This is a genomic window from Methylosinus sp. shoA (assembly GCF_059718125.1).
This window is the reverse complement of the sequence record NZ_AP046091.1, coordinates 4,438,842-4,463,994: the sequence shown is the minus strand read 5'-3', so window position 1 is coordinate 4,463,994 and position 25,153 is coordinate 4,438,842. Positions and strand designations below refer to the sequence as shown.

At 67.6% G+C, this 25,153-nt stretch carries 23 protein-coding genes and 1 pseudogene; 16 read left to right on the top strand and 8 right to left on the bottom strand.

Features of this window, described 5'->3' with window-relative positions; all coding sequences use genetic code 11:
* The first annotated feature begins 5 nt into the window (after positions 1–5).
* Both AC6IW9_RS21015 and AC6IW9_RS21010 read left to right on the top strand, forming a co-directional pair.
* Positions 6–425: a cold shock domain-containing protein gene (locus AC6IW9_RS21015; RefSeq protein ID WP_497766948.1), complete on the top strand. Its 420-nt coding sequence runs from the start codon at positions 6–8 to the stop codon at positions 423–425.
* The gene (locus tag AC6IW9_RS21010; protein WP_497766945.1) at positions 412–657 is read left to right on the top strand and encodes a hypothetical protein; all 246 of its coding nucleotides are present in this window, start codon (positions 412–414) and stop codon (positions 655–657) included. Before AC6IW9_RS21015 ends, AC6IW9_RS21010 begins: the two co-directional genes overlap by 14 nt.
* A 7-nt stretch (positions 658–664) precedes the next feature.
* Here the strand turns inward: AC6IW9_RS21010 and alr are convergent, their stop codons facing one another.
* Positions 665–1,774 carry an alanine racemase gene (gene alr, locus AC6IW9_RS21005; protein ID WP_497766944.1) on the bottom strand — a complete coding sequence of 370 codons (1,110 nt, stop codon included), beginning with the start codon at positions 1,772–1,774 and terminating at the stop codon, positions 665–667.
* Between the two features lie 142 nt (positions 1,775–1,916).
* A complete protein-coding gene (locus AC6IW9_RS21000; RefSeq protein ID WP_497766941.1) occupies positions 1,917–2,594 on the bottom strand; it encodes a response regulator transcription factor in 678 nt (225 codons plus the stop codon).
* 225 nt (positions 2,595–2,819) lie between these two features.
* Between AC6IW9_RS21000 and AC6IW9_RS20995 the strand changes: the two genes are divergently transcribed.
* The 6 genes from AC6IW9_RS20995 (at position 2,820) to AC6IW9_RS20970 (ending at position 7,282) form a co-directional block, all read left to right on the top strand.
* Complete coding sequence (locus AC6IW9_RS20995) at positions 2,820–2,972, top strand: hypothetical protein (RefSeq protein ID WP_497766938.1); 153 nt, start codon at positions 2,820–2,822, stop codon at positions 2,970–2,972.
* Between the two features lie 39 nt (positions 2,973–3,011).
* Entirely contained in the window at positions 3,012–3,422 is a 411-nt protein-coding gene (gene sdhC, locus AC6IW9_RS20990) for a succinate dehydrogenase, cytochrome b556 subunit (RefSeq protein WP_497766935.1), read from the top strand.
* Positions 3,423–3,485: 63 nt separating this feature from the next.
* Entirely contained in the window at positions 3,486–3,866 is a 381-nt protein-coding gene (gene sdhD, locus AC6IW9_RS20985) for a succinate dehydrogenase, hydrophobic membrane anchor protein (protein ID WP_497766932.1), read from the top strand.
* Between the two features lie 32 nt (positions 3,867–3,898).
* Positions 3,899–5,731, top strand: a complete 1,833-nt coding sequence (gene sdhA, locus AC6IW9_RS20980) for a succinate dehydrogenase flavoprotein subunit (RefSeq protein ID WP_497766929.1) — start codon at positions 3,899–3,901, stop codon at positions 5,729–5,731.
* Between the two features lie 282 nt (positions 5,732–6,013).
* On the top strand, positions 6,014–6,802 hold the full coding sequence (locus tag AC6IW9_RS20975; RefSeq protein ID WP_497766927.1) for a succinate dehydrogenase iron-sulfur subunit: 789 nt from the start codon (positions 6,014–6,016) through the stop codon (positions 6,800–6,802).
* Positions 6,803–6,922: 120 nt separating this feature from the next.
* On the top strand, positions 6,923–7,282 hold the full coding sequence (locus tag AC6IW9_RS20970) for a hypothetical protein (RefSeq protein WP_497766925.1): 360 nt from the start codon (positions 6,923–6,925) through the stop codon (positions 7,280–7,282).
* 9 nt (positions 7,283–7,291) lie between these two features.
* On the opposite strand, the gene AC6IW9_RS20965 is transcribed toward AC6IW9_RS20970, so the two are convergent.
* Both AC6IW9_RS20965 and AC6IW9_RS20960 read right to left on the bottom strand, forming a co-directional pair.
* Entirely contained in the window at positions 7,292–8,686 is a 1,395-nt protein-coding gene (locus AC6IW9_RS20965) for a M48 family metalloprotease (protein ID WP_497766923.1), read from the bottom strand.
* Between the two features lie 74 nt (positions 8,687–8,760).
* On the bottom strand, positions 8,761–10,185 hold the full coding sequence (locus AC6IW9_RS20960; protein ID WP_497766920.1) for an MFS transporter: 1,425 nt from the start codon (positions 10,183–10,185) through the stop codon (positions 8,761–8,763).
* A 175-nt stretch (positions 10,186–10,360) separates the two neighbouring features.
* On the opposite strand from AC6IW9_RS20960, the gene AC6IW9_RS20955 reads away from it, so the two are divergent.
* The 4 genes from AC6IW9_RS20955 to mfd all read left to right on the top strand — a co-directional run bounded on the left by AC6IW9_RS20955 (position 10,361) and on the right by mfd (position 16,572).
* On the top strand, positions 10,361–10,906 hold the full coding sequence (locus AC6IW9_RS20955) for a YbhB/YbcL family Raf kinase inhibitor-like protein (RefSeq protein ID WP_497766918.1): 546 nt from the start codon (positions 10,361–10,363) through the stop codon (positions 10,904–10,906).
* Positions 10,907–11,282: 376 nt separating this feature from the next.
* Complete coding sequence (locus AC6IW9_RS20950; protein ID WP_497766916.1) at positions 11,283–12,545, top strand: polyhydroxyalkanoate depolymerase; 1,263 nt, start codon at positions 11,283–11,285, stop codon at positions 12,543–12,545.
* Between the two features lie 206 nt (positions 12,546–12,751).
* Entirely contained in the window at positions 12,752–13,054 is a 303-nt protein-coding gene (locus AC6IW9_RS20945) for an FAD assembly factor SdhE (RefSeq protein ID WP_497766914.1), read from the top strand.
* Positions 13,051–16,572, top strand: a complete 3,522-nt coding sequence (gene mfd / locus AC6IW9_RS20940; protein ID WP_497766911.1) for a transcription-repair coupling factor — start codon at positions 13,051–13,053, stop codon at positions 16,570–16,572. Before AC6IW9_RS20945 ends, mfd begins: the two co-directional genes overlap by 4 nt.
* Positions 16,573–16,584: 12 nt before the next feature.
* Here mfd and AC6IW9_RS20935 read toward each other — a convergent pair whose 3' ends face one another.
* Positions 16,585–17,772: a GGDEF domain-containing protein gene (locus AC6IW9_RS20935; RefSeq protein WP_497766908.1), complete on the bottom strand. Its 1,188-nt coding sequence runs from the start codon at positions 17,770–17,772 to the stop codon at positions 16,585–16,587.
* Between the two features lie 96 nt (positions 17,773–17,868).
* On the opposite strand from AC6IW9_RS20935, the gene AC6IW9_RS20930 reads away from it, so the two are divergent.
* The 4 genes from AC6IW9_RS20930 (at position 17,869) to AC6IW9_RS20915 (ending at position 21,638) form a co-directional block, all read left to right on the top strand.
* Positions 17,869–19,101, top strand: coding sequence for a dicarboxylate/amino acid:cation symporter (locus tag AC6IW9_RS20930; protein WP_497766906.1), 1,233 nt, complete (start codon positions 17,869–17,871; stop codon positions 19,099–19,101).
* Between the two features lie 98 nt (positions 19,102–19,199).
* On the top strand, positions 19,200–20,183 hold the full coding sequence (locus AC6IW9_RS20925; RefSeq protein ID WP_497766904.1) for an ABC transporter substrate-binding protein: 984 nt from the start codon (positions 19,200–19,202) through the stop codon (positions 20,181–20,183).
* Positions 20,180–20,935 carry an ABC transporter permease gene (locus tag AC6IW9_RS20920; RefSeq protein WP_497766901.1) on the top strand — a complete coding sequence of 252 codons (756 nt, stop codon included), beginning with the start codon at positions 20,180–20,182 and terminating at the stop codon, positions 20,933–20,935. Before AC6IW9_RS20925 ends, AC6IW9_RS20920 begins: the two co-directional genes overlap by 4 nt.
* On the top strand, positions 20,886–21,638 hold the full coding sequence (locus AC6IW9_RS20915) for an ABC transporter ATP-binding protein (RefSeq protein WP_497766898.1): 753 nt from the start codon (positions 20,886–20,888) through the stop codon (positions 21,636–21,638). The genes AC6IW9_RS20920 and AC6IW9_RS20915 overlap by 50 nt, the downstream gene beginning before the upstream one ends.
* A 167-nt stretch (positions 21,639–21,805) precedes the next feature.
* Here AC6IW9_RS20915 and AC6IW9_RS20910 read toward each other — a convergent pair.
* The 3 genes and pseudogenes from AC6IW9_RS20910 to AC6IW9_RS20900 all read right to left on the bottom strand — a co-directional run bounded on the left by AC6IW9_RS20910 (position 21,806) and on the right by AC6IW9_RS20900 (position 25,125).
* Positions 21,806–23,577: pseudogene (locus tag AC6IW9_RS20910) on the bottom strand (ABC transporter ATP-binding protein).
* 341 nt (positions 23,578–23,918) lie between these two features.
* Positions 23,919–24,086: a hypothetical protein gene (locus AC6IW9_RS20905; RefSeq protein ID WP_497766895.1), complete on the bottom strand. Its 168-nt coding sequence runs from the start codon at positions 24,084–24,086 to the stop codon at positions 23,919–23,921.
* 115 nt (positions 24,087–24,201) lie between these two features.
* Positions 24,202–25,125, bottom strand: a complete 924-nt coding sequence (locus tag AC6IW9_RS20900; protein ID WP_497766893.1) for a DUF6492 family protein — start codon at positions 25,123–25,125, stop codon at positions 24,202–24,204.
* Positions 25,126–25,153: the final 28 nt, after the last annotated feature.

Here is a 25,153-nt window from a genome sequence, read left to right as displayed (position 1 = left end):
AGCTTATGTCGACAGGAAAAGTCGCCGACCAGGAGGAGGATGACCGCGGGGCGTCTCGGGCGGGCGAAGGGCTGATGTCGTTCGTCGTCAAGACGGCTCTTGCGCGCCTCGCGGGAGGCCGCGCCTCGAAGAGAGCGACCTCCGAAACGGTGAAATGGTTCGACGAGGGCAGGGGCTTCGGCTTCGTGCAGTCGAGCGAGCAGGGAAAGGATGCGTTCTTCTGTTTCACGACCCATGCGCCTGCGCCTCGCACCGAGGCGCCGACCGTCTCCGAAGAGGAGGAATTCGCCGGCGCCGAATATGAACTGATAAAAACCCGAGCGCTTGCTCTGGTATGCGCCGAACTGCTCGATTCTCCACAGGCGCATCTCGATTACATCGGCCGCGCCGTAGCCGGAGTTCTGCTGAAAGATGCTCGGACGTGACAAGATCGCACAGGCGGCGAAAGAGCTCGCCGAGCACCTGCAAGTCATAGAGAACATCAAATCTCTTCAGAATATCGTCAATTCCGTGCAAGGCGGGCTGAATCAGAGGATCGAGGATCTGGCGATCGAGGTCGCCGTGATGGAAAAGAGCGCCCACCGCCCGACGCAGATCGACGCGAGTGTTCCGCTCATCCTCGGACGCGACACGACCTCGCCCGGCGACCGACGGTGACCGACCGTCAGACGCCGATATAACGGCGCTCATATCTCCGGCCGAGCCGGGTCAATATCTCATAGCCGATCGTCCCGCTGCGCTGGGCCAGTTCGTCGACGCCGATCGTCGCGCCGAGAATTTCGGCGGTCGCGCCGCGATGGACCGAGGATTCGGGGATGTCGGTCACGTCGAGCATCACGAAATCCATCGACACGCGGCCGACCAGCGGGCAGCGACGGCCGGCGACGATCGCCTCCGCGCCCGAGCGCCCCGGGCCGGAGGAGGCGCTCGCCGGAAGGCCGTCACCATAGCCGAGCCCGAGCGTCGCAAGGCGCGTCGGGCGGGTCGCCGTCCAGACGCCGTCATAGCCGACGCTCTCGCCGGCCTCGATCTCCCGCACGGCCAGGACGCTCGCCTCGAGCCGCACGACCGGCCGCATCGGATTTTGCGCCGAAGGGGTCGGGTTGCCGCCATAGAGCGCATAGCCGGGACGGAGCAGATCGAAATGCGGCTTCGCCCCGAGAAAAATCCCCGATGAATTGCACAGCGAGGCCGGCGCCCCCGGGAAAAACCGCAGAGCCTCCTGGAAATCCGCGATCTGCCGGGCGTTGCGCGGATCGTCCGCCCATTGCGCGCAGACGAAATGGCTCATCACCAGCGTCAGATCCACATCCTGCGCCGCCGCCGCCGCCGCGGCCGCCTCCCGCAAGGCGAGGCCGAGACGGTTCATGCCGGTGTCGAATTGGAGGGCGGCGGGCAGGCGCCGGCCGATCGAGCGACCGAAGGCGGCCCATTCGCCGATCTCCTCGAGCGAGGCGAGCACCGGGCGCAGGCGCGCCGCGGCGAGCATGAAGGCGCCGTCTCTGGGCAGGCCCTCGAGCACATAGACGATGGCGCGGGGCGCGACCGCCCGAACGCGCTCGCCCTCCTCAGCGGTGGCGACGAAGAATGTGCGGCAGCCCCCGGCGCCGAGCGCGCGAGCCGCCTGCTCGACGCCGATCCCGTAGGCGTCCGCCTTGATCACGGCCGCGCAATCGGCGCCCGGCGCTTGCGCGGCCAGCAGACGCCAATTGGCGACGAGCGCCGTGAGATCCACCCAGAGCGTCGCGGCCTGCGCCGGGACGGTCTCGTTCATGGGCGCTCGGGCCGATCGATCGATTCGCATAGATGATATTCTAGCGCCGGAGCGTGGCGTCCGCATGGCCGCATCGCACGCGTCATGCGGTTGCGCGGGCCACGCCCCGGAGCCTCCTCGTCTCGCGATCGGGGCGCCGCGATCAGCGGCGGCTGTCGGGGGCCTCCGCCGTCATCTGGCGCGAGGCCGGCGGCATGATCCGACTCGGATCGTGCCGCGGGGCGCCGAGCGAGATGCGCACCAGGTCGGCGACGCTCTTCACCCGCATCTTCGTCATGATGTGCGAACGATGTGTCTCGACGGTCCGCGCGCTGATGCCGAGCTCATGCGCGATGACCTTGTTGAGCTTGCCCTCGACCAGGCCGGCGAGCACGTCGTTCTCGCGGCTGGTGAGCGTGCTGAGACGACCCGGCGTCATCCGCGGACGTCCCCGATAGGCGCGGAAGTCGACGCGCTGCGTCATCGCCTGTTGAATTGCGGCGAGCAGCTTGTCCTCGTTCAGCGGCAGCTCGAGCAGATCATAGGCGCCTTCCTTCATCACCTGGATTGCGCCGCGCACATTCGCCTGCGCGGTAATGACGATAACGGGCAGTTCGATCCGATGTGTCTTCGCGGTCTCGAGGAAGTCGAGACCGATCAGATCGGGCATGTCGATATAAGCGAGGACGCAGCCGCGGCTTTCCGGCTCGACGGCTTCGAAGAAGCGCCCGGCGTCATCGTGCAGCCGGACGCGATAATCGGTCTTGTCCAATATGGCTTTCAAGGACGTCCGAATGATCGGATCGATGCCGCAGATATGGATGGTTTCACCGTAATTCATAGATCGCTCTCGAGATGTGTGGACCAAAAAGTAATGATGAGACCGGCAGGCCACCCTCCGCCGGGAGAAATTGCCCGGCGGTCCGACGCATTTCGACAAATACGGAAACGCAACTCGCACACAGCGATCGACGCGCCGAAAAATCTCGACGAGGGTCGACCGAATGACCGCGCCTGCTGGCCTCTACGCGACGTCGGCTCTGGCATGTTAACAGATCGAGCGGCAATGGGAACGCATTTTGGCGCGATGCGTGGCCAAAGAGCGATGCGGCGCCGCAAAAAAATCGATGCGAACGGAGACCCGACGTACGAGATACGTCATTTGAACGAAGCCTTTGCGCCCTTCGCGAATGCGTTGTTGCAGCCGCAGCGCGATTGAATTATCTCTCAGCGGGGACTTGGGAAAGAGAGGACGAGCATGGCCGAAGCCGATTCGAGCGAGAGGCTCGCCGCAGCGCGGCCGCTTTCACCACATCTCTCCGTCTACAAGCCCATCTTCACGATGGTGATGTCGATCGCCCATCGCATCAGCGGCGGAGCGCTCTATGCGGGGGCGATCCTTCTCGCGCTCTATCTGCTCGGGCTCGCGCTCGGCCCGTCGGCCTTCTCGGCCGTGTCCTGGATCGTGGACTCCGTCATCGGCCGCGCTTTCGTCTTCCTGTTCAGCTGGGCTCTGTTTCATCATCTGCTCGGCGGCGTGCGCCATGCGATCTGGGATCGCGGCCTCTATCTGGACGGCCCCGGCCGGGAGCTCCTCGCCAAGGCGACGCTCGGCGGAAGCGTGGCGCTCACCATCGTCCTGTGGAGCGGCGTCGCCCTCTTCGGCTGACGAGCCGCGTCCTCGTCCCATTTTCCAAATCCGTTATGCGCGGTCCCTACCGGAGGAAAGGCCATGTTCGACAGCGGGCGCAGCGGCAAAGGAGCCGCCTTCACGTCCGACCATTCCGGCTCGCTGCATGCGCTCGCCATGCGTCACAGCGCGAAAGCGCTGGCGCCGCTCGGCCTGCTGTCGATCTGGTTCATCGCCCAACTTTCCGGCAAGCCGTTCGAGGTGGCGCGCGCGGAGCTCGGCCGACCCTTCCCGGCCATCACGCTGATCGTCTTCATCTGCGTCGCGGCCTATCACGCCCGCCTCGGCATGGAGACCATCGTCGAGGATTACGTCCATGACGAAGCGGTGAAGGAAAGGGCTCTGCTCATCAACAAATGGCTGACGATCGCCATCGCCGCTACGTGGACGCTGTCGATCATGATCATCGCCGCGCCGCGCTGAGCGGACGCGCTTTTCTTTCGACGAGGATCGAGATGTCTGCAAACGGCGACACGACGACGGCCAATATCGGCGGCAGAGCCTATCCGATCATCGACCACAGTTTCGATGTGGTGGTGGTCGGCGCGGGCGGCGCAGGGCTGCGCGCGGTCGTCGGCTGCGTGAAGGCGGGCCTCAGCGTCGCCTGCGTCACCAAGGTGTTCCCCACCCGCTCGCACACGGTCGCGGCGCAGGGCGGCGTCGCCGCCGCGCTCGGCAATATGGGGCCGGACGATTGGAAATGGCACATGTACGACACGGTCAAGGGCTCCGACTGGCTCGGAGACCAGGACGCGATCGAATATTTGTGCCGCAACGCGCCGGAGGCGGTCTACGAGCTCGAGCATTGGGGCGTGCCCTTCTCGCGCACCGAGGACGGGCGCATCTATCAGCGCCCCTTCGGCGGCATGACCACGGATTTCGGCAAGGGGCCGCCCGCGCAGCGCACCTGCGCCGCCGCCGATCGCACCGGCCACGCCATGCTGCACACGCTCTATGGCCAGGCGCTGCGCTATGACGCGCGCTTCTTCGTCGAATATTTCGCCATCGATCTCATCATGGATCGATCGGGCGCCGCGCGCGGCGTCGTATGCGTCAAACTCGACGACGGGACCATCCATCGCTTCCGGGCCGCGCTCACCATTCTCGCCACCGGCGGCTATGGCCGCGCCTATCTCTCAGCGACCTCCGCCCACACTTGCACGGGCGACGGCGGCGGCATGGCGCTGCGCGCCGGCCTGCCCCTGCAGGACATGGAGTTCGTGCAATTCCATCCGACCGGCATTTATGGCGCGGGCTGCCTCATCACCGAGGGCGCGCGCGGCGAGGGCGGCTATCTGACGAACAGCGAAGGCGAGCGCTTCATGGAGCGCTATGCGCCGTCGGTGAAGGATCTCGCGCCGCGCGACATGGTGTCGCGCGCGATGACGGTGGAAATTCGCGAAGGGCGCGGCGTCGGCAAGCTCAACGACCACATCCATCTGCATCTCGAGCATCTGGATCCGGCGATCCTGCACGAGCGCCTGCCGGGCATTTCCGAGAGCGCCAAGATTTTCGCCGGCGTCGACGTGACGCGCGAGCCGATTCCGGTGTTGCCGACTGTGCACTACAACATGGGCGGCATACCGACCAATTTTCACGGCGAGGTCCTGCGCAAGACGGGCGACGATCCGGATGTCGTGGTGCCGGGCCTCATGGCGATCGGCGAGGCGGCTTGCGTCTCGGTGCATGGCGCAAATCGCCTCGGCTCCAATTCGCTCGTCGATCTCGTCGTCTTCGGCCGCGCCGCGGGCCTGCGCGCCGCCGAGGTGGTGAAGCCGGGGCAGACGCAGCCGGAACTGCCGGCCGATTCCGCCGATCTCGCGCTGTCGCGGCTCGACAAATTCCGCTACGCCTCCGGCGGAACGCCGACCGCCGAGCTGCGGCTGAAGATGCAGCGCGTGATGCAGTCGCATTGCGCCGTCTATCGCGCCGGCGAGGTGCTGGAGGAAGGTTCGCAGGCGATCCACGCCGTCTGGCGCGAGAGCGCCGATCTGAGGATCACCGACCGCTCGCTGATCTGGAACACCGACCTCATCGAGACATTGGAGTTCGACAATCTGATCGCCCAGGCGGTGGTGACGATGGATTCGGCGAAGAACCGCACCGAATCCCGCGGCGCTCACGCCCGCGAGGATTTCCCGAACCGCGACGACGCCGATTGGATGAAGCATACGCTCGCGTCGATCGACGACGCGGGCAAGACGGCAGCGCTCGACTATCGCCCGGTGCACAGCTACACGCTGTCCAACGAGGTGGCTTATATAGAGCCGAAGGCGCGTGTGTATTGAGCATTGTCTCGAGCACGGCGTCGCCGAGAAGCAACCACCTCGTTCGAAATCAGGAATAGGTGCGCCATGAACGCGATCGCCATCCGAACCCTGAGCGCCGAGGCGATCGCGCGGATCGAGGAGCTCGCGGCGCTCCATCGTCGGACGACGCGCTTTTCCCTTGGTTCAAGCCCTCGGTTCGCGATATCCGAATGTTGCAGATCACCGAGGAGGACGCATTAATGGACTTTCTCGGCTATGAGGCGGGTCGCTCCGCGCGCGACCGCAAGCGTTGAGGAAGAAATGGTCGAATTCGTCCTTCCCAAGAACTCCCGTCCCGTCGAGGGCAAGACCTGGCCCGCGCCCGAGGGCGCGACGCGGCTCCGCGAATTCCGCATCTACCGCTTCGACCCGGACAGCGCCGAGAATCCGCGCATAGACACTTATTTCGTCGATCTCGACGATTGCGGGCCGATGGTGCTCGACGCGATTCTCTGGATCAAGAACAAGGTCGACCCGACGCTGACCTTCCGCCGCTCCTGCCGCGAGGGCATCTGCGGCTCCTGCTCGATGAACATCGACGGGCTCAACACGCTCGCCTGCACCAAGGGCATGGACGAGATCGAGGGCGTGATCAAAATCTATCCGCTGCCGCATCTGCCGGTGGTGAAGGATCTCGTGCCCGATCTCGGCGATTTCTACGCCCAGCACGCGGCCATCGAGCCCTGGCTGCAGGCGGCGAGCCCCGATCCGGAAAAGGAGCGGCTGCAGTCGCCGGAACAGCGCCACGCGCTCGACGGGCTCTATGAATGTATTCTGTGCGCCTGCTGCTCCACCTCCTGTCCCAGCTATTGGTGGAACTCCGACCGTTTCCTCGGCCCGGCGGCGCTGCTGCAGGCGCAGCGCTGGGTGGCCGACTCGCGCGACGAGGCGACGGAGACTCGCGTCGCCTATGTCGACGACGCCTTCCGCCTCTATCGCTGCCACACCATTCTCAATTGCTCGAACGCCTGCCCCAAGGGCCTGCGGCCCGGCACGGCGATCGCCGAGCTGAAGAATCTCGCCATTGCGCAGAACACGAAGAAAGAGTGAGCCGCATTGCCGTCGCGCTCGCGAAGCGGTCCGGAGACGATCGCGGGCGGGCGCCGCTTGTGTTTCCGCGTTCGAGGGGGCATCCTCTCGCCAGTGGACATGCTCGTGGAGTAAGCCATCATGCGATTGCGCCCGCATCTCACGATCGCCGCCGTGCTCGCCCTGGCAACCGTCGCCGGCGGCGCGGGGGCGCAGGAGTGGACGCTCGACACCGGGGCGCGCGGCGCTTCTTCGGCTCCCGCCAAGGTCAAGAAGGCGAAGCCGCGACGCGTCGTCGCAAATCCGGATGTCGCCGCGAAGCCCGAGAAGGACGCCGCGAACGGAAAGGGGGAGAACCGCCAGTTCGGCGAGCTCGAGGGCTGGTCGCCCGGAAAATCCCCGCCGAAGAAGAAGGAAAAGGACGACGATGCGCCCCGCTACGGGCGCGCGCCCGTCAATATGAACTCCAGCGGCGGAATGGGAGTCGGCATGCCCTTCTGAGGGGCGCGCTCATTCGGACCCCGCCGGGCGATATGTCAGAATATCGTCCGCCTTCAGCCAGCCGGGCGAGCCTTCCTTGAATTGCGCCTGGGCGCGCGACGCCTGAGTGCGCGCCTCGACATATTTGCCGGCGACGAACAGCCCTTCGGCCGCGGCGAGCTGCGCCTTGGCGGAATCGCCCTTGCGGAAATAGGCCATGGAGAGAAACTCCCAGGCCTCGGACGAATCCTCGTCGGCCTGAGTGGCGTTGGCGAGCACTTTGATCGCCTCGTCGGTGAAGGCGGGGTTTTCCGAGGCGACCAGCGCATGGCCGAGCAGCACGCGGATCGGCGTGGCCTTGGGCCCTCCGAGCGCGGCGGCCTTGCGCAGAGGGGCGATCGCCTGTGTCGCTCGGCCCGCCTCCAGCAAAATCTGCCCCTTCAGCTCCCAAAAATAGGGGTTCTTGGGCTGGGAGCCGACGAGCGCGTCGGCGCCGGCGAGCGCCTCCTCGAGCCGGCCGAAGCGACTGTCGGCGATGACCCGCGCATAGCGCGCCGGCAGCGACAGGTCAGAGACGGGATAGCGCCGCCCCACCTCGCCCACATCGCCGGTGAAGCCGATGAGCTTGGCGCGCATCAGATCGTGCCGCGCCTGCAGCGCCGGCGGATCGGGCGTTTCGAAGTAGGGCGATTGCTCCGCCGCTTGGCGCAGATTGGAGATGCGCTCGTTGGGGAGGGGATGCGACTGCAGATAGGGATCGATCGTCGTCGATTTGAACAGGGTTTCGCTGGCGAAGCGGTCGAAGACTTCCAGCATGCCCTTGGCCGACTGGCGTGTCGCGGTGAGGAAGCGCACCGCCATGCGGTCGGCGGCCTGTTCCTCGCCGCGCTGATAGGCGAGCAGCGAGCGTTTCACCGCCTCCTGCGGGCCCATCAGAATGCCGGCGGCGCCGGCCGAATCCATGCCGACGGAGCCGTTATAGCGGGAGAAGGAGCCGCGGGCGGCGTAGAGGGCGCCGGCGCTCGCCAGCATTCCGGCGACGGAGAGAATGGCGGCGCGGGCGAGCTCCTGGCGGCCGCGGGCGAGATGGCCGCCGGCGATATGGCCGCTCTCATGGGCGAGCACGCCGATGATCTCGTTGGGGGTTTTCGCCTCGATGAGCGCGCCGACATTGACGAAGATCTTCTGCCCGTCGGCGACGAAGGCGTTGAAGGAGCGGTCGCCGACGAGGATGATTTTTGCGGCGCCTGTATGGATTCCGGCGGCCTTGAAGACGGGCGCGGTATAATCGCGCAGCAATTGCTCGATCTCGGCGTCGCGGATGATCGACACGCGTGGGCCGCTGTCCTCGGCGTGGGCGGGCGCCGCGAGCGCGGTGGCGAGGAGGCCGGAGAGAAAGGCGCGGAGACGGCTGCGGTTGCGCATGCGGGGAGAGTGGGGGAATTAGGGGCGGAATGCAAATGGGGCTTCAAATTCCCCGCTCGCTGGAGCCCCCTCGATTACCCCTCTCCACGCAAATTCCTCTCCTCCATCCGCGCGATGAACAGAAAGCTCGCCAGCATGAACAGCGCGCCGACGCCGAGCGCCGTGCGGAAGGCGGCGCGCAGCGCCTCCGGCTCGGCGGGGGCGGAGGAGGGGCCGCCGATGACGATGGCGCCGAAAATCGCCACGATGAACACGCCGCCGAGCTGACGCGAGAATTGCGTCACCGCCGTCGCCGTGCCGAGGTTGTGCGCCGGAACCGCGTTCTGCACCGATACGGTCGTCACCGGCAGCATGGCCCCGACGCCGAGCCCGACCACCGCGAGCAGCGCGAGGAGCGCGGGCAGAGGCAGGGCGCCGAGCGAGAGCCACATCGCGGCCATGGCGACGGTCGCGGCCGAGAGGCCGACGAGCGGCGCAGCCTTGTAATGGCGGAAGCGGCTCATCAAACGGCCGGAGATCGTCGCTCCCGTCACCGTCGCCACGGTGAGCGGAATGAGCGCGACGCCGGATTGGTCGGCGCCGAGCCCGAGCGCGCCCTCGAAATAAATGGGCAGGAACATGGTCAGCGCGATGAAGGTCCCGAGCCCGAAGGCGCCCGAGAGCGTCGCGTCGCGCACCACGGCGTCGCCGAGCACGGCGAGCGGGATCAGCGGCTCCTCGGCCGCGCGGGTGCGCCAGGCGAACAGCGCCCAGGCCGCGCCCGCCGCCGCCAGCAAAGCGAGGGTCGGGGCCGAGTTCCAGGCATAGCGCTCGCCGCCCCAGGAGAGCGCGAACTGTGTCGCGCTCGAGCCGATGACGAGCAGCAGCGCGCCGGCGATGTCGAGCCGGTGCGGATGGCGCCGCTCCGGCAGGCGGCCGAGATGAAACCAGCTCATGCAGAAGGCGAGAACGCCGAGCGGGACGTTGATCCAGAAGATCAGCGACCAATGCAGATATTCGGAGAAGACGCCGCCGAGCGCCGGCCCGCCGACGCTGGCGGCGATGAAGACGACCGAGAAATAGGTAATGACCCGGCCGCGCTCGCGCGGAGTCACGAGATCGGCGATGACCGTCTGGGCCAGAGCGATGAGCCCGCCGCCGCCCATGCCCTGCACGCCGCGGGCGAGCGCGAGCAGGCCCATGCTCGGCGCGAGGGCGCAGAAGATGGAGCCGGCGACGAAAGTGGCGACGCCGATCAGCAGCATGGCGCGCGCCCCGTGGATGTCGGCGAGCTTGCCGTAGAGCGGCGTCACCGCCGTGGAGGCGACGAGATAGGCGGTGACGATCCAGGGCAGATGGGCGAAATCGCCGAGATCTGCGCCGATGGTGGGCATTGCGGTGGCGACGATGCTCTGGTCCAGCGCCGAGAGCAGCATGGCGAGGCCGAGGCCGATCATGATCTGGATCAGCTCGCTCTTCGTCGGCGCGTTTCGCGCGAGCTCCATCGGCGGCTTGTTCACTCGGTCTCTTCCCTTTTCTGCGTGATCCGGCGCGCGCACAATAGCCGCCCGACGGCCGCCGGGTTAAGCGGAAAGGCGCCCTCGTTTCGCGAGGGGCGACAGGGCTCTCGCCATCGTCTAGAGAAAGGGCCGGGCGGAGCGCCCCTTCGCCACAGCCGCACTGGAGGCCGCAGCCATGCGCAATCGTCTTCCCTTCGCCGCCTTCGCCGCCGCCGAGCCCGCAGGCGGCGGCTTCGTCCTGACGAGCCCCGATATCGCGGACGGCGCCGTCATCGATCTGAAATTCGCCTTCGACGGATTCGGCGGGGGCGGCGGCAATGTCTCGCCCGGCTTCGCCTGGAGCGAGCCGCCGGCGGGAACGGCGAGCTTCGCCCTCTTCTGCCACGATCCGGACGCGCCGACGGGCGGCGCCGGCTTCTGGCATTGGCTCGTCGTCGATATTCCGGCTTCCGCGCGCGCGCTGCCGCAGGGCGCGGGAACGCCGGACGGCGCCGGCCTGCCGGCGGGCGCGAAGCAGATCCGCACCGATTACGGCTTCGCCGCCTGGGGCGGACCCTGTCCGCCGGTGGGCGACCCGCCGCATCACTATGTCTTCACCCTCTATGCGCTCGGCGCCGAGAAGATCGAGGCGCCGGAGGGCGCGACGGCCTCGCTCGTCGGCTTCCTCGTCAATCAGAACGTCCTCGCCAAGGCGAGCCTCACCGGCCTCTATGGACGGTGAGGCGCCGGAAACGTTCGGATCTTGTTAAGCCTTTCCAGCGGCGCCATATAGACGCGAGGCCATTCGGCCGATGGCGGAAGGTTTCGGGATCATGAGCCGCTCCGCGTCCCTTCGGGCAAAGGCCGGGGGGACGAACTCCTCCCTCTCTCGACGCCGCCCGTCGCGGTCGCCGCCTATCGCGCCCGGATACGCGTCTCGCCCCGACCACCACCACTGCCTGCTTTCTAGGCGGAGCAAAGAAGATTCTTATGCGGTCGGAACAAATAGACGGCAGTTTTCATTTCGCCTAAACTGAGCTATGGTAGAAGTTCGTCTTCGGTCGACGCGACGTCGCTCTCTCGAGCGGCGCGGCGCGAGAGCTGGAGTCTGGGGAACAATGGATCGGCTGTCTTACCAGCTCTATGAGATGATGCATCTGGCCTTCGCGCCGGCGCGCGCGGTGTCGGACGCGACATTCACGACCTTCACCAACCCGTTCAATCCTTTCGCGCATACCTCCGTCGGCCGCAGCGTCGCCGCCGCGGCGGAATTGTTCGAGCGGATGACGCGCCGCTACAGCAAGCCCGCCTTCGGACTGAAGGAGACGACGGTCGGCGGACTCGTCGTCCCGGTCGTCGAGGAAGTGCTGTGGGAGCGCCCGTTCTGCAGGCTTACGCATTTCCGGCGCCAGTGCGCGGCGGGTGCGCCGCGCCAGTCCAAGCTGCTGATCGTCGCGCCGATGTCCGGCCATTATGCGACGCTGCTGCGCGGCACGGTCGAAGCCTTCCTGCCGAGCCACGACGTCTACATCACCGATTGGTGCAACGCCCGCGTCGTTCCGACCGAGCGCGGCTCCTTCGGGCTCGACGACTATGTCGATTATCTCCTGGAGATGATGCGTTTCCTGTCGAAGCGCGGCGACGGCGTTCCGCTGCACACGCTCGGCGTCTGCCAGGCTTCGGTGCCGCTGATCTGTGCGGTGGCGGCGCTCGAGGGCGAGGGCGGGATGGACGCGCCCGAATCCATGGTGCTGATGGGCGGCCCGATCGACCCGCGCCGCAGCCCGACCGCGGTCAACCGCCTCGCAGTGGAGCGGGGCGTCGACTGGTTCCACCGCAATTGCATCCACACCGTGCCCTTTCCGCACGCCGGGCTCGGGCGCAGCGTCTATCCGGGCTTTCTGCAGCTCTCGGGCTTCATGGCGATGAATCTCGAGCGCCATGTCGCCGCCCATGTCGAAATGTTCAACCATCTGGTCGAGGGCGACGGCGATTCGGCGGAAAAACATCGCGAATTCTACGACGAATATCTCGCCGTGATGGACCTCGCCGCCGAATTCTATCTGGAGACGGTGGAGAAGGTGTTCATCCGGCACGAGATCCCGGAAGGGCGGCTGCGCCATCGCGGCGAAATCATCGACCTCTCGGCGATCAGCCGAACGGCCCTGCTCACCGTCGAGGGCGAGAAGGACGATATTTCCGGCGTCGGCCAGACCTTCGCGGCGCAGGAGCTCTGCGCGAACATTCCCGAGGCGCGCAAGCAGCACCATCTGCAGGAGGGCGTCGGCCATTACGGCGTGTTCAACGGCTCACGCTTCTGCAAGGAGATCGCGCCGCGCATCCGCGAGTTCCTGGCCAGGGTCGAGCAGCCGAACGGCTGACGCTCGCGCGCAAGCCGTCGCTTACAGGGGACCTGCCTGGAAAGCGTGGCGCGGAGCGGCTTTCTCCATAGCGAGTCCGAACGGACGCTCCCTATCTTTTCCTCTGCGGTTGCGCTAGACAGCGCGCCCATCAGCGACGGCGCCGGAAACGGCGTTCGGCGCCGCGACCTCGCGCCGCGCTGCGTCGCGGCGACCATCCCACTCTCATGATGATGGACCGTTCCTTCGACGATCTCGACATTCGCCGCCGGCGCATCCGCTTCCGCGCCTGGCGACGGGGCATGCGTGAAATGGATTTGATCATGGGCGGTTTCGTCGATGCGCAAGTGCGCGGGCTCGGCGACGGCGAGCTGGATCAGCTCGAGGCGCTGCTCGACGCCGACGACGACGCCGTCTATCTCTGGCTTTCAGGCGCGGTCCCGGTCCCGCCGCCCTTCGACACGCCGCTGTTCCACAAGATCGCGGCCTTCCACGCCGATGGGCCGCTCGAGCGGGAGCGCGGCGCGTGACCGATCTGAAGAAGGCGATCGCCCGCATCGAAGCCGGCGACGCGCTCGCTTTCGCGAGCGTTCCCGATGGCTTCGACGCTTTCGTCTGCGCCGATCTCGCGCGGGCGCTGGCGCGCGGCGCCGAAGGGCGCGCGGCCGTCTTCGTCCATGTCGCCCGCGACGCGCAGCGCTCCGCCGCCTTTCGCGAGGCGTTGCGCTTCGCCGCGCCCGAGGTCGAGACGCTGGACGTTCCGGGCTGGGACTGCCAGCCCTATGACCGCGTGTCGCCCAACGCCGCCATCGGCGCGCGGCGCATGACGGCCCTCGCGCGCCTCGCCCGCTCCAGATCATCGGCCGAGCGGCCGCGCGTCGTCACCACGACGGTGGATTGCCTGATCCAGCGCGTGCCGCCGTTGGAGGCGGTCGCCGCCGACACTTTTTCCGCGGCGCCGGGCAATGTGGTTCACATGGACGAGCTGGCGCGCTGGCTCGAGGCCAATGGCTTTCTGCGCTCCTCCGCCGTGCGCGAGACCGGCGAATATGCGCAGCGCGGCGGCATTCTCGATCTCTACGCGCCCGGCATGCCGACGCCCGTGCGGCTCGATTTCTTCGGCGACACGCTGGAATCGATCCGCAGCTTCGATCCCGAGACCCAGCGCACCACGGGCCAGCTGCGCGCGCTCGATCTCGTGCCGATGAGCGAATTGCGGCTGACGAGCGATTCCATGCGCCGTTTCCGCCAAGCCTATACGACGCGCTTCGGCGGGCAGACGCGCGGCGACGCGCTCTATGAGGCGATCAGCGAAGGCCGCCGCTATCAGGGCGCCGAGCATTGGCTGCCGCTGTTCTACGCGCGCATGGGAAGCCTGTTCGATTATGTCGGCAATGTTCCTCTGATGCTCGACTCGCTGGTCGAGGAGGCGGCGACCGAGCGCCTCGCGCAGATCGCCGATTACTACGACGCGCGCAAATTCGCCTATGACGCCGCGCCGTCGGAGACGGCCTACAAGCCGCTGGAGCCGACGGAGCTCTATCTCTCCGTCGAGGAATGGCGTGGGCAGATCGACGCGCGCGGCCAGGCGCGCTTTTCGCCCTTCGCCGCGCCCGAAAGCGCCGGCAAGACGACGATCGACTGCGCCGCGCACGCGGGGCGCGATTTCGCGTCCGAGCGCAACGACGAAGAGGCGAATGTCTTCGAGGCCGCCGTCGCCCATGTGAAGGCGCTGCGCGGCGCCGGCAAGACCGTCGTCGTCGCCGGCTGGTCGGACGGCTCCTGCGAGCGGCTCGGCCATGTGCTCGCCGAACACGGGCTGCGCGATCTGCAAAGCGTCGCGTCGCTGCCGGCGGCCCTGGCGCTCGGCAAAGGCGCGGCCGGGCTCGCCGTGCTCGGCGTCGAGCATGGCTTCGAGACCGACGGCCTCGCCGTCATCGGCGAGCAGGACATTCTCGGCGACCGCCTGGTGCGCCGACGCCGCAAGACCAAGCATGCGGAAAATCTCATCGGCGAGATCGCGGCGCTCTCGGCCGGCGATCTCATTGTGCACGTCGATCACGGCATCGGCCGCTTCATCGGCCTCGAGACGATCACCGCAGCCGGCGCGCCGCACGATTGCCTCGAGATTCACTATGCCGGCGGCGACAAGCTCTATCTGCCGGTCGAGAACATAGAGCTGCTCTCGCGCTACGGCTCCGAGGACACGGAGGCGCAGCTCGACAAGCTCGGCGGCGTCGGCTGGCAGACGCGCAAGGCGCGCATGAAGAACCGCATTCGCGAGATGGCCAAGGGCCTCATCGCGATCGCGGCCCAGCGCAGCCTTCGCCAAGCGACGAAGCTCGTCCCGCCGGAAGGGCTCTACGACGAATTCTGCGCGCGCTTCCCTTATGACGAGACGGAGGATCAGGCCGCGGCGATCGACGCCGTGCTCGACGATCTCGGCGCGGGCCGGCCGATGGACCGGCTCGTCTGCGGCGACGTCGGCTTCGGCAAGACGGAGGTCGCGTTGCGCGCCGCCTTCTGCGCGGCGATCAACGGCAGGCAGGTCGCCGTCGTCGTGCCGACGACATTGCTCGCGCGCCAGCACTACAAGACTTTTTCCACGCGCTTCTCGGGACTGCCGATCCGCGTCGCGCAATTGTCGCGCATGACGAGCGCCGCCGACACGCGCCTCGCCAAGAGCGGCATAGCGGACGGAACCGTCGACATCGTCGTCGGCACCCATGCGGTGCTCGGCAAGACGATCTCCTTCAAGGATCTCGGCCTCGTCATCATCGACGAGGAGCAGCATTTCGGCGTCGGCCACAAGGAGCGCCTCAAAGAGCTGCGCGCCGAGGTGCATGTGCTGACGCTCTCGGCGACGCCGATCCCGCGCACTTTGCAACTCGCCATGACCGGCGTGCGCGAGCTCTCGCTCATCGCGACGGCGCCGGTCGACCGTCTCGCCGTGCGCAGCTTCGTCTCGCCTTTCGATCCGCTGATCGTGCGCGAAGCGCTGCTGCGCGAGCGCTATCGCGGCGGCCAAGCCTTCTTCGTCTGCCCGCGCATAGAAGACCTCGAGGATGCGGCCGCATTCTTGCGCGAAAATGTGCCGGAAGCGAAATTCGTCATGGCGCATGGCCAGATGGCGGCCGGCGATCTCGAAGAGCGCATGACCGCCTTCTACGACGGCAAATACGACATTCTGCTCTCGACGACGATCGTCGAATCCGGCCTCGACATTCCGACCGCCAACACGCTGATCGTCTGGCGCGCCGACATGTTCGGCCTCGCGCAGCTCTACCAATTGCGCGGACGCGTCGGCCGCTCCAAGACGCGCGCCTATGCGCTGTTCACGACGCCCGCCAACAAGACCATCACGCCGCAGGCGCAAAAGCGACTCGAAGTGCTGCAGAGCCTCGACACGCTCGGCGCGGGCTTCCAGCTCGCGAGCCATGATCTCGATATTCGCGGCGCCGGCAATCTCCTGGGCGAGGAGCAGTCCGGCCATATCAAGGAAGTCGGCTACGAACTCTATCAGCAGATGCTGGGCGATGCGATCGCTCTGCTGAAGGCCGGCATAGAGGAGCCGGAAGAGGAGGCCTGGTCGCCGACCATCGCCATCGGCGCGCCGGTGACGATCCCGGAGGATTACGTCCCCGACCTCACGCTGCGCCTGCAGCTCTATCGCCGCCTCTCGACGCTGGAGACGGACCAGGACATCGAATCCTTCGCGGCGGAGCTCATCGACCGTTTCGGCGCCTTCCCGCCGGAGGTGGAGCTGCTGCTCGAGATCGTCGCCATCAAGGCGCTGTGCCGCCGCGCCCATGTGGAGAAGGTGGAGGCGGGGCCGAAGGGCGTCATCGTCGCCTTCCGCGACGGCAATTTCGCCGATCCGGCCGGCCTCGCGCGTTTCGTGATGGAGCAGGGTTCGCAGGCGAAGGTCAGGCCCGACATGCGCATCGTCTTCATCCGCGATTTCGCCGGCATGAAGCAGCGGCTGGAGGGCGCGCGACGCATCCTGCGCACGCTGGCGTCGATCGCGGAGAAGAAGAAGGCGGCGTGAGCGCGTCTCCGTCTATTCTGCGCTCGGCGCGAGAGGCGCTTCGGCCGCGCTCGCGGGAAGGTCGGCGACGCAGACGCGGTTGCGGCCCATCGCCTTGGCCCGGTAGAGCGCCTTGTCGGCGCGCCGCATGGCCTCGGAGAAGGCTTCGTGCGGCGCGATCTCGGCCACGCCGATGCTGACGGTGATCTTCGGCAGACGCGGCGCGGCCCGCGATTCCGCGGCCCGGCAGATCGCCTCGGCGGCGCGAGATCCCTCGCCGAGCCCGGCGCCGCCGAAGAAGACGACGAACTCCTCTCCGCCCATGCGGCCGACGATCGCGTTCCGCGGGCGCATCCGGGTGAGCAGCGCGGCGAAATCCTTCAATATCTCGTCGCCGACGGCATGGCCGAACCGATCGTTGATCTCTTTGAAATGATCGAGATCCAAGAGCGCCACCGCCGCCGGCTCACTCCGCTTCCTGGCCGCCTGCAGCCGGCTCGCGCAATAGAGGTCGAAGCCGCGCCGGTTGAGGAGACCCGTCAACTGATCGGTCTCCGATGCGCGCCTCGCTTCGGCGATCGCGCTCTGAGCGACGATCAGCAAGGTGAGCAGGCCCGCCGCCGTCAGCAGCACGCCCGTGACCGATTGCGAGGCGACCGCATAGGCGCTCGCGACATAATCGTCCGGCCCGCGCCCGACGCCGAAGGCGACGGCGTAGAAGGGCTTCAGCGTGAAATGCGCCGCGATGATCCCGTAGAGGCCGGCGAGCGCGATCTCCAGCGGCTGGCGGCGTCCGACGCGCAGAATGATCCAGGCCGCCATCGCGGTCGCCAGCGCGAAGGGCGCCTGATAGACGAGGTTGAAGGAGAGATTGTCCTGCGGCTGTCCCGCGATCGACCAGCCGACGAGGAGCGAGGCGCCATACAGGCCGGCGATCGCGCTCCAGCGCGGGCGCCGGCCGTAGAAGACCGGCAGAGCGCCCGTCATCAGAAAAAGGCCCGCGCAAAAGGCGGCGTAATTGACCGCGCCGAAGAACATCGGCCAGGGCGTGAACGGGAGGGCCAACAGGCTCAGCGGCGCCAGCGTTCCGAGCGAATAGCTGGCCGCGAACCAGAATGCCGCGCGGGCGGCGGGGTTCGCCCGGGCAATGATCACGAAGCTCGCCGCGAACAGCGCGGCGATCATGATATTGACGATCAGGGCGAAGGACGCGTCGTGCATGAGACTCCCGGACGCATGAGAATACACCTATAAGATTTCCGATTCGCGTCATTTCGGCGTCGTCGCGTGCGCGGATGAATCATAGAGGGAACACTCGTGCATTCGACCGACGAGACGAAGAACCTCCCGAGCCTCGTCGCGCATTGGCGCGCGGTCCCGCTCTACGTCCGCATCATCGTCGCCGTGGCGCTGGGCGTCGCCACGGGCCTCGCTCTCGGCGAGTCCGCGCGCATGCTCGAGACGCCGGCCAAGCTCGTCCTGCGCCTGCTCGGAGCCCTGGCGCCGCCGCTGATCCTGCTCGCCATCGTGCAGGCGCTCATGCGCGCGCATCTGGGTGGACGGCAGGCGCTCCGCCTTATCACGCTGCTGCTCACCAATACGCTCGTCGCGATCCTCATCGGCCTCGCCGTCGCCAATCTCATGCAGCCCGGCCGCTGGACGAGCGCTGCTCCCGGCCCCGCGCCGGCGAAGGCCGCGAGCGCCGCCGCCGATCCGCTCGCGCAATTGCTCGACAGCGTGCCGCGCAGCATCGTCGGGCCTTTCTCCGACAATGGCGCGGTGATGGGCGTCATCTTCATCGCCGTCGCCTTCGGCGTCGCACTGCGCAGCTATCGGGCGCATGAGGTTCGCACCGTCGAGGACCTCCTGCATGTGGCGCTGTCGAGCCTCATCGTCATTCTGCATTGGATCATCGACGTCGTGCCGCTCGCCGTCTTCGGCCTCGTCGCCAGCATCGTCGGCGTGAAGGGGTTCGGCGACTTCATCGCGCTCGGCGGCTTCTTCATCGCCGTGCTGACGGCGCTCGCGCTGCAATTCTGCTATTACGCGCTGCGCATCCGCTTCGGCTCGTGGGTGCGGCCGGTCGATGTCGTCGCCGGCGTGCGCGACGCGCTGCTGATGGCTTTTTCCACCGGCAGCTCCACGGCGACCATGCCGCTCACCTACGAGCGCCTGCGCCGCATAGGCCTGCGCGAGCAATCGGCGAGCATGGGCGCCCTCGTCGGCTCCAATTTCAACAATGACGGCACGGCGCTCTACGAGGCGATGTCGGCCCTGTTCGTCGCGCAGCTGCTGGGCCTGCAGCTGACGCTCGGCCAGCAGCTCCTCGTGGTGCTGACCTCGGTGCTCGCCTCGGTCGGCGCGGCCGGCATTCCGGAAGCCGGCCTCGTGACCATGACCATGGTGTTCCGCGCCGTGGCCCTGCCGACGGATTACATCGCGCTGCTTCTCACCATCGACTGGCTGCTGGACCGCTGCCGCACGGCGATCAATGTGATGGGCGATGTCACCGTGAGCTGTCTGCTGGACGGCAAGACGCGGGAAGGGTGAGGCCCGCGCACCGGCCCGGCCGCATGGGCCGTGTCGCCGATGCGGGAAATGCTCTATAGTCCTGCCGAGACAAACCCCTCTGGACGGGCGGGATCGATTTGCGGCAGGCGTTCCGAAACTTCCTGACGGCGCTGCTCTTCGCTGCGCTCTGCGTCCCGGCGCAGGCGGCCGACCGCATCCGCCTCGCGCTGCAGAAGACCGGCACGGGCGCCTGGGAGCTCGCCGTCGTCGAGGCGTTCGGGCTCGCCAGAGAGGCGGGGCTCGACCTCGAAGTCGCCGAGCTCGCCAGCACGGACGCGGCCAAGATCGCCATTCAGAACGGCGCCGCCGACATAGTGATCTCCGACTGGCTGTGGGTCGCCCGCCAGCGCGGCGACGGGGCCGCGCTCACTTTCTACCCGCATTCGACCGCCATCGGCGCGGTGATGACGAGGGACGCCAAAGTCAGTAGCGTCGCCGATCTCGTCGGCAAGACGCTCGGCGTCGCCGGCGGGCCGCTCGACAAGAGCTGGCTGCTGCTGCGCGCCTACGCCAGGCGCCGGGGCGTCGATCTCGAGGCCGTCGCGACCGTGGTCTATGGCGCGCCGCCGCTCATCGCCGAGAAGCTCGCGCAAGGCGAGCTCGACGCGGCGCTGGAGTTCTGGAATTTCGCCGCCGATCTCGAGGCGCGCGGCTTTTCTCGCGCCATCGACATGCGCGAGGTCGAGACGGCGCTCGGCGCCGCCGCCGCGCCGATCGTCACCGGCTATGTGTTCGACGAGCGCTTCGCCGCGCGCAAGCGACAGGCGCTCGCGCGCTTCTTCGCCGTGGCGGAGAAGGCGAAGCGCCTGATCGCGACCTCGGACGCCGCCTGGCGCATCGCCGCCGCGCGCATTCCGACGAAGGACGAGGCGAAGCTCGCCGTCTATCGCAGGCGCTATGCGGAAGGGATTCCCGTCCGCTCGGTCGAGGACGAGAAAAAGGACGCCGAAGCGCTCTACGCCACTCTGGCCGAGATCGGCGGGGCGGCGCTGGTCGGCAGAGCGGCGCGCCTGCCGCCCGGGACCTTCTACGACGCCGCGCCGGCGGACGCGGAGCGGTGATCCGTCTCCTCTCGGCCGCCCTGCTGCTGCTCTCCTGGCAGGGGGCGGCGCTCGTCGCCGATCCGCGCCTGCTTCCCGGTCCCGCGCCGGTGTTCGCGGCGATCCTCGAGCAGGCGCAGTCCGGCGCGCTCTTTTCGAATCTCGCCGCCACGCTCGCGCGCGTCGCGGCCGCCTTTTTCATCGCCATGAGCCTCGGCTCGGCGCTCGGCTACGCCATGGGCCGGCGGAGAATAGTCGACCGGCTGCTCGACCCTCCCGTCGTCGTGCTGCTGAACCTGCCGGCCCTCGTCGTCATCGTGCTCGCCTATCTCTGGGCGGGGCTCAACGAGGCGGCGGCGATCGGCGCGGTGGCGCTGAACAAGCTGCCCAACGCCATCGTCGTGATGCGCGAGGGCGCGCGGGCGCTGAACGAGAAGCTCGACGAGATGGCGGAGGCGTTCCGCTTCTCGCCGGCGGCGCGGCTGCGCCATGTGGCCCTGCCGCAGCTCGCGCCCTATATCGCCGCGGCGACGCGCTCCGGCCTGTCGCTCGTCTGGAAGATCGTGCTGGTGGTGGAGCTGATCGGCCGCTCCAACGGCGTCGGCTTCGAGATCAATCTGGCGTTCCAGCTTTTCGACGTGCGTTTGCTGCTCGCCTATGCGATCCCCTTCGTCCTCTTGATGCTCGGCGTCGAAACGCTTCTGGTGCAGCCTCTCGAACGACATGTCTCACGATGGCGCCGCAGCCCTGCTCGAAGTCAGGGTCTCGTCTAAGGACCATGTGACGGCCGGCGGCCGTCCGCAGCGCGTCCTCGAAAATCTGGAGTTTTCGCTGCCGGCCGGACGCGCCGGCGCCGTGGTCGGACCGTCCGGCTGTGGCAAGACCACGCTGCTGCGCCTCATCGCCGGCCTCGACGCGCAATTTCAGGGCTCGATTCGCCTGCCTGCGGGCGGACGGCTCGGCATGGTGTTCCAGGAGCCGCGCCTTTTGCCCTGGCGTAGCGTCGTCGACAATCTGCGCATCGCCGCGCCGCAGGCGAGCGCGGACGTGCTCGCCGCCCTGCTCGCGCGGCTCGGCCTCGCCGAGCACGCCGAGCATTTTCCAGGCGAATTGTCGCTCGGCCTCGCGCGTCGCGTCGCGCTGGCGCGCGCGCTCGCCGTCGAGCCCGACCTTCTGCTGATGGACGAGCCCTTCGTCTCGCTCGACGCCGCGCTCGCCCGCGAGCTGCGCGGCGAGATCGCCGCGCTGATCGACGAGAAGAAGGTGACGACGCTGATCGTCACCCATGACATTCGCGAGGCGATCGAGCTCGCCGACCGCGTGTTTCTGCTGTCGACGCGCCCCGCGCGCGTCGGCGCGACGCTGGAGATCGCGACGCCGCGCCGGGCTCTGACGAAAGAGACCGCCGACGCGCTGCAGCGCGAAGCCGAAGCCGCGATCGAGGCGATGCGCCGACATCCCACTCCCTCATCCTGAGGCGCTTTTGCGGAACGCAACAAGCCTCGAAGGACGCTCCAGCCGGAGCGCCCTTCGAGACGCCCGCTGCGCGGGCTCCTCGGGGCGAGGGAAAGGAATTGGCTGCATCCGTCATCGCGAGGAGCGAGACGACGACGCGATCCATCGCGCTTCGCTCGCAATGACAGTCAGCCCGCCGACGCATCGATGAGATCGCTCGCGCCCGCCTGAGTCTCGAACAGCCGGCGGTAGACGCCATCGGGCAGACCCAGCAGCTCCGCATGCGATCCGTCCTCGACGACGCCGCCGTGATCGAACACCAAAATTCGATCGAGCCGCTGCACGGTCGACAGACGATGGGCCACCACGATCGTCGTGCGTCCCGCCGACAATTGCTCGATCGCCGCGCGGATGTGGAACTCCGACACGGAGTCGAGCGAGGAGGTCGCCTCGTCCAGCACCAGGATCGGCGTATCGGCGAGGATGGCGCGGGCAATGGCGACGCGCTGTCGCTCGCCGCCCGAGAGCTTCACGCCGCGCTCGCCGACGAGCGTCTCGTAGGCGTCCGGCAGACGCTCGATGAAGATGTCGGCATGGGCGAGCCGCGCCGCCTCGGCGATCTCGTAAGGCGCGGCGCCGGGGCGCCCATAGGCGATGTTCTCGCCGAGAGGCCGATGAAACAGGATCGGCTCCTGCGCGACGATGCCGATCGCGCGGCGCAGCGAGGCCTGCGTCACATGCGCAATGTCCCGCCCGTCCACGAGGATGCGGCCGGCGTCGAGATCGAACTGGCGCTGCAGCAGCTTGACGAAGGTCGTCTTGCCGGCGCCCGAGGCGCCGACGAGGCCGACGCGCTCGCCGGGGCGGATCGTCACCGAGAAATCCGCATAGAGCGGCTTGCCGGCGGCGGGATAGCCGAAGCACACGCGATCGAAGACGATCTCGCCCTGCGTGACGACGAGCGGGGTCGCGCCCGGCGCGTCGACGACCTCCGGCTCGGCGGCGGAGAAGGCGACGACATCCTCCATCTCGTTCACCGCTCGCTGCAGATTGCGCACATGTTCGCCAATGTCGCGCAGATAGCCGTTGATGAGGCCCTGAATGCCGATGAGGCTCACGACATCGCCGGTCGTCATCTGGCCCTCGGACCACAGAACAGGCCGCAGCCGAGCAGCGTCGCCTGCATCACGATGAGCACGATGGCCTGCAGCAGCCCGACCGTCGAGCCGCGGTACCAGGAGACGAGCGTGCGTTTCGTCCATTCGGCGACCAGAGCCGCGAAGCTCTCGTCCTCGCGCGCTTCGGCGGCGAAGCCTTTGACGATCTGATTGCCGGTGATGGAATCGGCGAGCCGCGCGCTCACCGCCGAATCGAGCGCTTGCGAGACCTGCGCCGCCGGGCTGATCCAGCCGAGCGACAGGCCGACGCCCATGGCGAGAAAGAGCGCGATGCCGACGGCGACGACGACGCCGAGCGTCGGCCAGCGCCAGGACAAGAGCCCGGTGATCGAGACGATGACCGTCGCCGCCGGCAGGATGCCGAAGATCAGCGTATCGGTGAGCGAATCGAAGGCCCACATGCCGCGCGTGATCTTGCGCACCGTCGCGCCGGCGAAGGCGTTGGCGTGCCAATCCGCCGAGAATCGCTGCACGCGCGCAAAGGCGTCGCGCACCAGCGCGGCCATGCCATGCGCCGCCACATGGCAGATGGAGAAGGCGACGAAATTGCGCAGCATGTGGAACAGCAGCACCGTGCCGAGAAAGGCCGCGAGCGCGCTCATGGCGGGGCCGAGCGCGCGCGGCTCGGCGGCGACGGCGTCCGCCAGCCGGCCGGAAGCGACCGGCACGAAAACGTCGACGACATTGGAGACGAAGCGCGCTCCCAGCATCAGGGCGAGGAGGCGGGGCGAGAGGAGCCAATAGGCTGCGGCGAAACGCAGCGTCTGCCAATAAGCGGTCATGGTCGCGCGGAACGCGCCGGCGTTCCGCTCCCTGAGAGAACAATCGAAGAAACGACGCGGGAAGCGTCGCGGCTCGTTCCGGGGCGTTTCGGAAGCAGGCGTCCGGTCGAAGACCGAGGGACGCGGCGGGAGCCTGAGAGAGCCCGGAGCTATGCCGGGCTCGGCGCCTGAACGATCAGGCTCGGCCCGGGGAACGACGAAACATGACGATTGTCATCATGGCGACTCCCCGATCGAGTGGTCGCGACCGCGCGGGCGGCCAGCGATATTGCGGCGCAATATAGCGTGACTAGTGGGACGAAACGCGTCCGCTGTCAACCTGGAGCTCGTCGCGCCGAGCTTCAGCGATCTCCCTCCGGCTCGCGGCCCTGTCCGGCCGGCGCGGCGCCGTCGGCGCGCGGGCGCGCGGCCTTGCGGCGGGTCAGATTGGCGCGCAGCGCAACGGCGAGCGCCTCCGTGTTCTTCCTGCCTTTGGCGGGCGTCCTCGAGCCCTTTTCGTCCTTCGCCATAGCGTCCCCCGACGGCTTTCTCCCGCCCTGCGCGGAGTGTCTCGACGGCTTTGCGCCTGTCAAGCGGCGTCCTTCGAAATGACGATGTCGCGCGGCGAGGCAGGCGGCGCGCTCCTCAGGCGGCCGCGTCGCCGGCGAGGCGCGAGGACGGCGGTGGAAAAGCGGGACGCGAAAGGCCCGCGACGTCGCGGATCGCCTCGATCGGCGTGTGCGAGAAGGACTCGACGCACAGCGCGATCTTCGAGCTCGGCGCGCGGGCGACGAGCTCGGCGAGCCTGTCGCGGTCGAGCGGCTCGGCGTCCCAATAGGCGACGGCGAGGCTGCGTGTGACGAGTTCGTGGGCGACGCGATGCGTCGGATTATTGCGCGCGAAATGGCCGTAGAGAAGATATTCCGAGAAGGAGCGCGTGCGGCACAGAGCGAGGAACCAGTCGACGCCGGTCGCCGCTTCGATCGCGCGGGTCATGTCGCGCAGCGCGTCCTTGTCCCAGATGATCAGATTGCCGATGTAGTCGTCGGCGGGAAAGGCGGTCGCCTTCTGTCCGAGCAGACGGTCGCAATTGGCGGTCCATCTGGCGTGCAGCGGCGCATCGGCTTCGATGGCCCCGCGCGCCACATAGAGCGGCGTGCGCGGGCCGCCGGCATAGGCGCCGATGTCGAAATTGCGGATGATCACATTGTCGGAATCGACGAGGCAGAACCGCTGCTGCGGGAATTGCAGGGCCGCGGCGATCTTGACGATCTGCTGAACATGCCAGCCATGCACGGGCCGCGAGCGGAACGACCACCAGATGCGGCGCCCGTTGCGCAGCAGGAAGGGAGGAACGAGCCGCAGCCAGCGCGGCAGAAAACGCGAGCAGGGAAGAACGATGCGCCGCCCGACGGAGAATTTCGCGAACAGCGGCATGTCGTCGTCGTTGACGATCACATAGTGACGCTCATAGCCCGTCAGGCGCAGGTCGATGCTCTCGCACAAGAGCTCGAACTGCTCGAGATCGCCCCGATAGGTCGGCGTGATGAGCGCGATCCGTTTGTTCATGGCGGGGTCCCCATTGGTCCTTCGCGGG

Bases quoted from the DNA above. Each gene is read 5' to 3' on its own strand.
- AC6IW9_RS21015 (WP_497766948.1), top strand. From the start codon at position 6: ATGTCGACAGGAAAAGTCGCCGACCAGGAGGAGGATGACCGCGGGGCG.
- AC6IW9_RS20905 (WP_497766895.1), bottom strand. From the start codon at position 24,086: ATGGCGAAGGACGAAAAGGGCTCGAGGACGCCCGCCAAAGGCAGGAAG.
- AC6IW9_RS20950 (WP_497766916.1), top strand. From the start codon at position 11,283: ATGGATCGGCTGTCTTACCAGCTCTATGAGATGATGCATCTGGCCTTC.
- AC6IW9_RS21000 (WP_497766941.1), bottom strand. From the start codon at position 2,594: ATGAATTACGGTGAAACCATCCATATCTGCGGCATCGATCCGATCATT.
- AC6IW9_RS20955 (WP_497766918.1), top strand. From the start codon at position 10,361: ATGCGCAATCGTCTTCCCTTCGCCGCCTTCGCCGCCGCCGAGCCCGCA.
- sdhD (WP_497766932.1), top strand. From the start codon at position 3,486: ATGTTCGACAGCGGGCGCAGCGGCAAAGGAGCCGCCTTCACGTCCGAC.
- AC6IW9_RS20915 (WP_497766898.1), top strand. From the start codon at position 20,886: ATGTCTCACGATGGCGCCGCAGCCCTGCTCGAAGTCAGGGTCTCGTCT.
- AC6IW9_RS20965 (WP_497766923.1), bottom strand. From the start codon at position 8,686: ATGCGCAACCGCAGCCGTCTCCGCGCCTTTCTCTCCGGCCTCCTCGCC.
- AC6IW9_RS20970 (WP_497766925.1), top strand. From the start codon at position 6,923: ATGCGATTGCGCCCGCATCTCACGATCGCCGCCGTGCTCGCCCTGGCA.
- AC6IW9_RS21010 (WP_497766945.1), top strand. From the start codon at position 412: ATGCTCGGACGTGACAAGATCGCACAGGCGGCGAAAGAGCTCGCCGAG.
- AC6IW9_RS20975 (WP_497766927.1), top strand. From the start codon at position 6,014: ATGGTCGAATTCGTCCTTCCCAAGAACTCCCGTCCCGTCGAGGGCAAG.
- sdhA (WP_497766929.1), top strand. From the start codon at position 3,899: ATGTCTGCAAACGGCGACACGACGACGGCCAATATCGGCGGCAGAGCC.
- sdhC (WP_497766935.1), top strand. From the start codon at position 3,012: ATGGCCGAAGCCGATTCGAGCGAGAGGCTCGCCGCAGCGCGGCCGCTT.
- AC6IW9_RS20935 (WP_497766908.1), bottom strand. From the start codon at position 17,772: ATGCACGACGCGTCCTTCGCCCTGATCGTCAATATCATGATCGCCGCG.
- AC6IW9_RS20995 (WP_497766938.1), top strand. From the start codon at position 2,820: ATGGGAACGCATTTTGGCGCGATGCGTGGCCAAAGAGCGATGCGGCGC.
- AC6IW9_RS20900 (WP_497766893.1), bottom strand. From the start codon at position 25,125: ATGAACAAACGGATCGCGCTCATCACGCCGACCTATCGGGGCGATCTC.
- AC6IW9_RS20945 (WP_497766914.1), top strand. From the start codon at position 12,752: ATGATGATGGACCGTTCCTTCGACGATCTCGACATTCGCCGCCGGCGC.
- alr (WP_497766944.1), bottom strand. From the start codon at position 1,774: ATGAACGAGACCGTCCCGGCGCAGGCCGCGACGCTCTGGGTGGATCTC.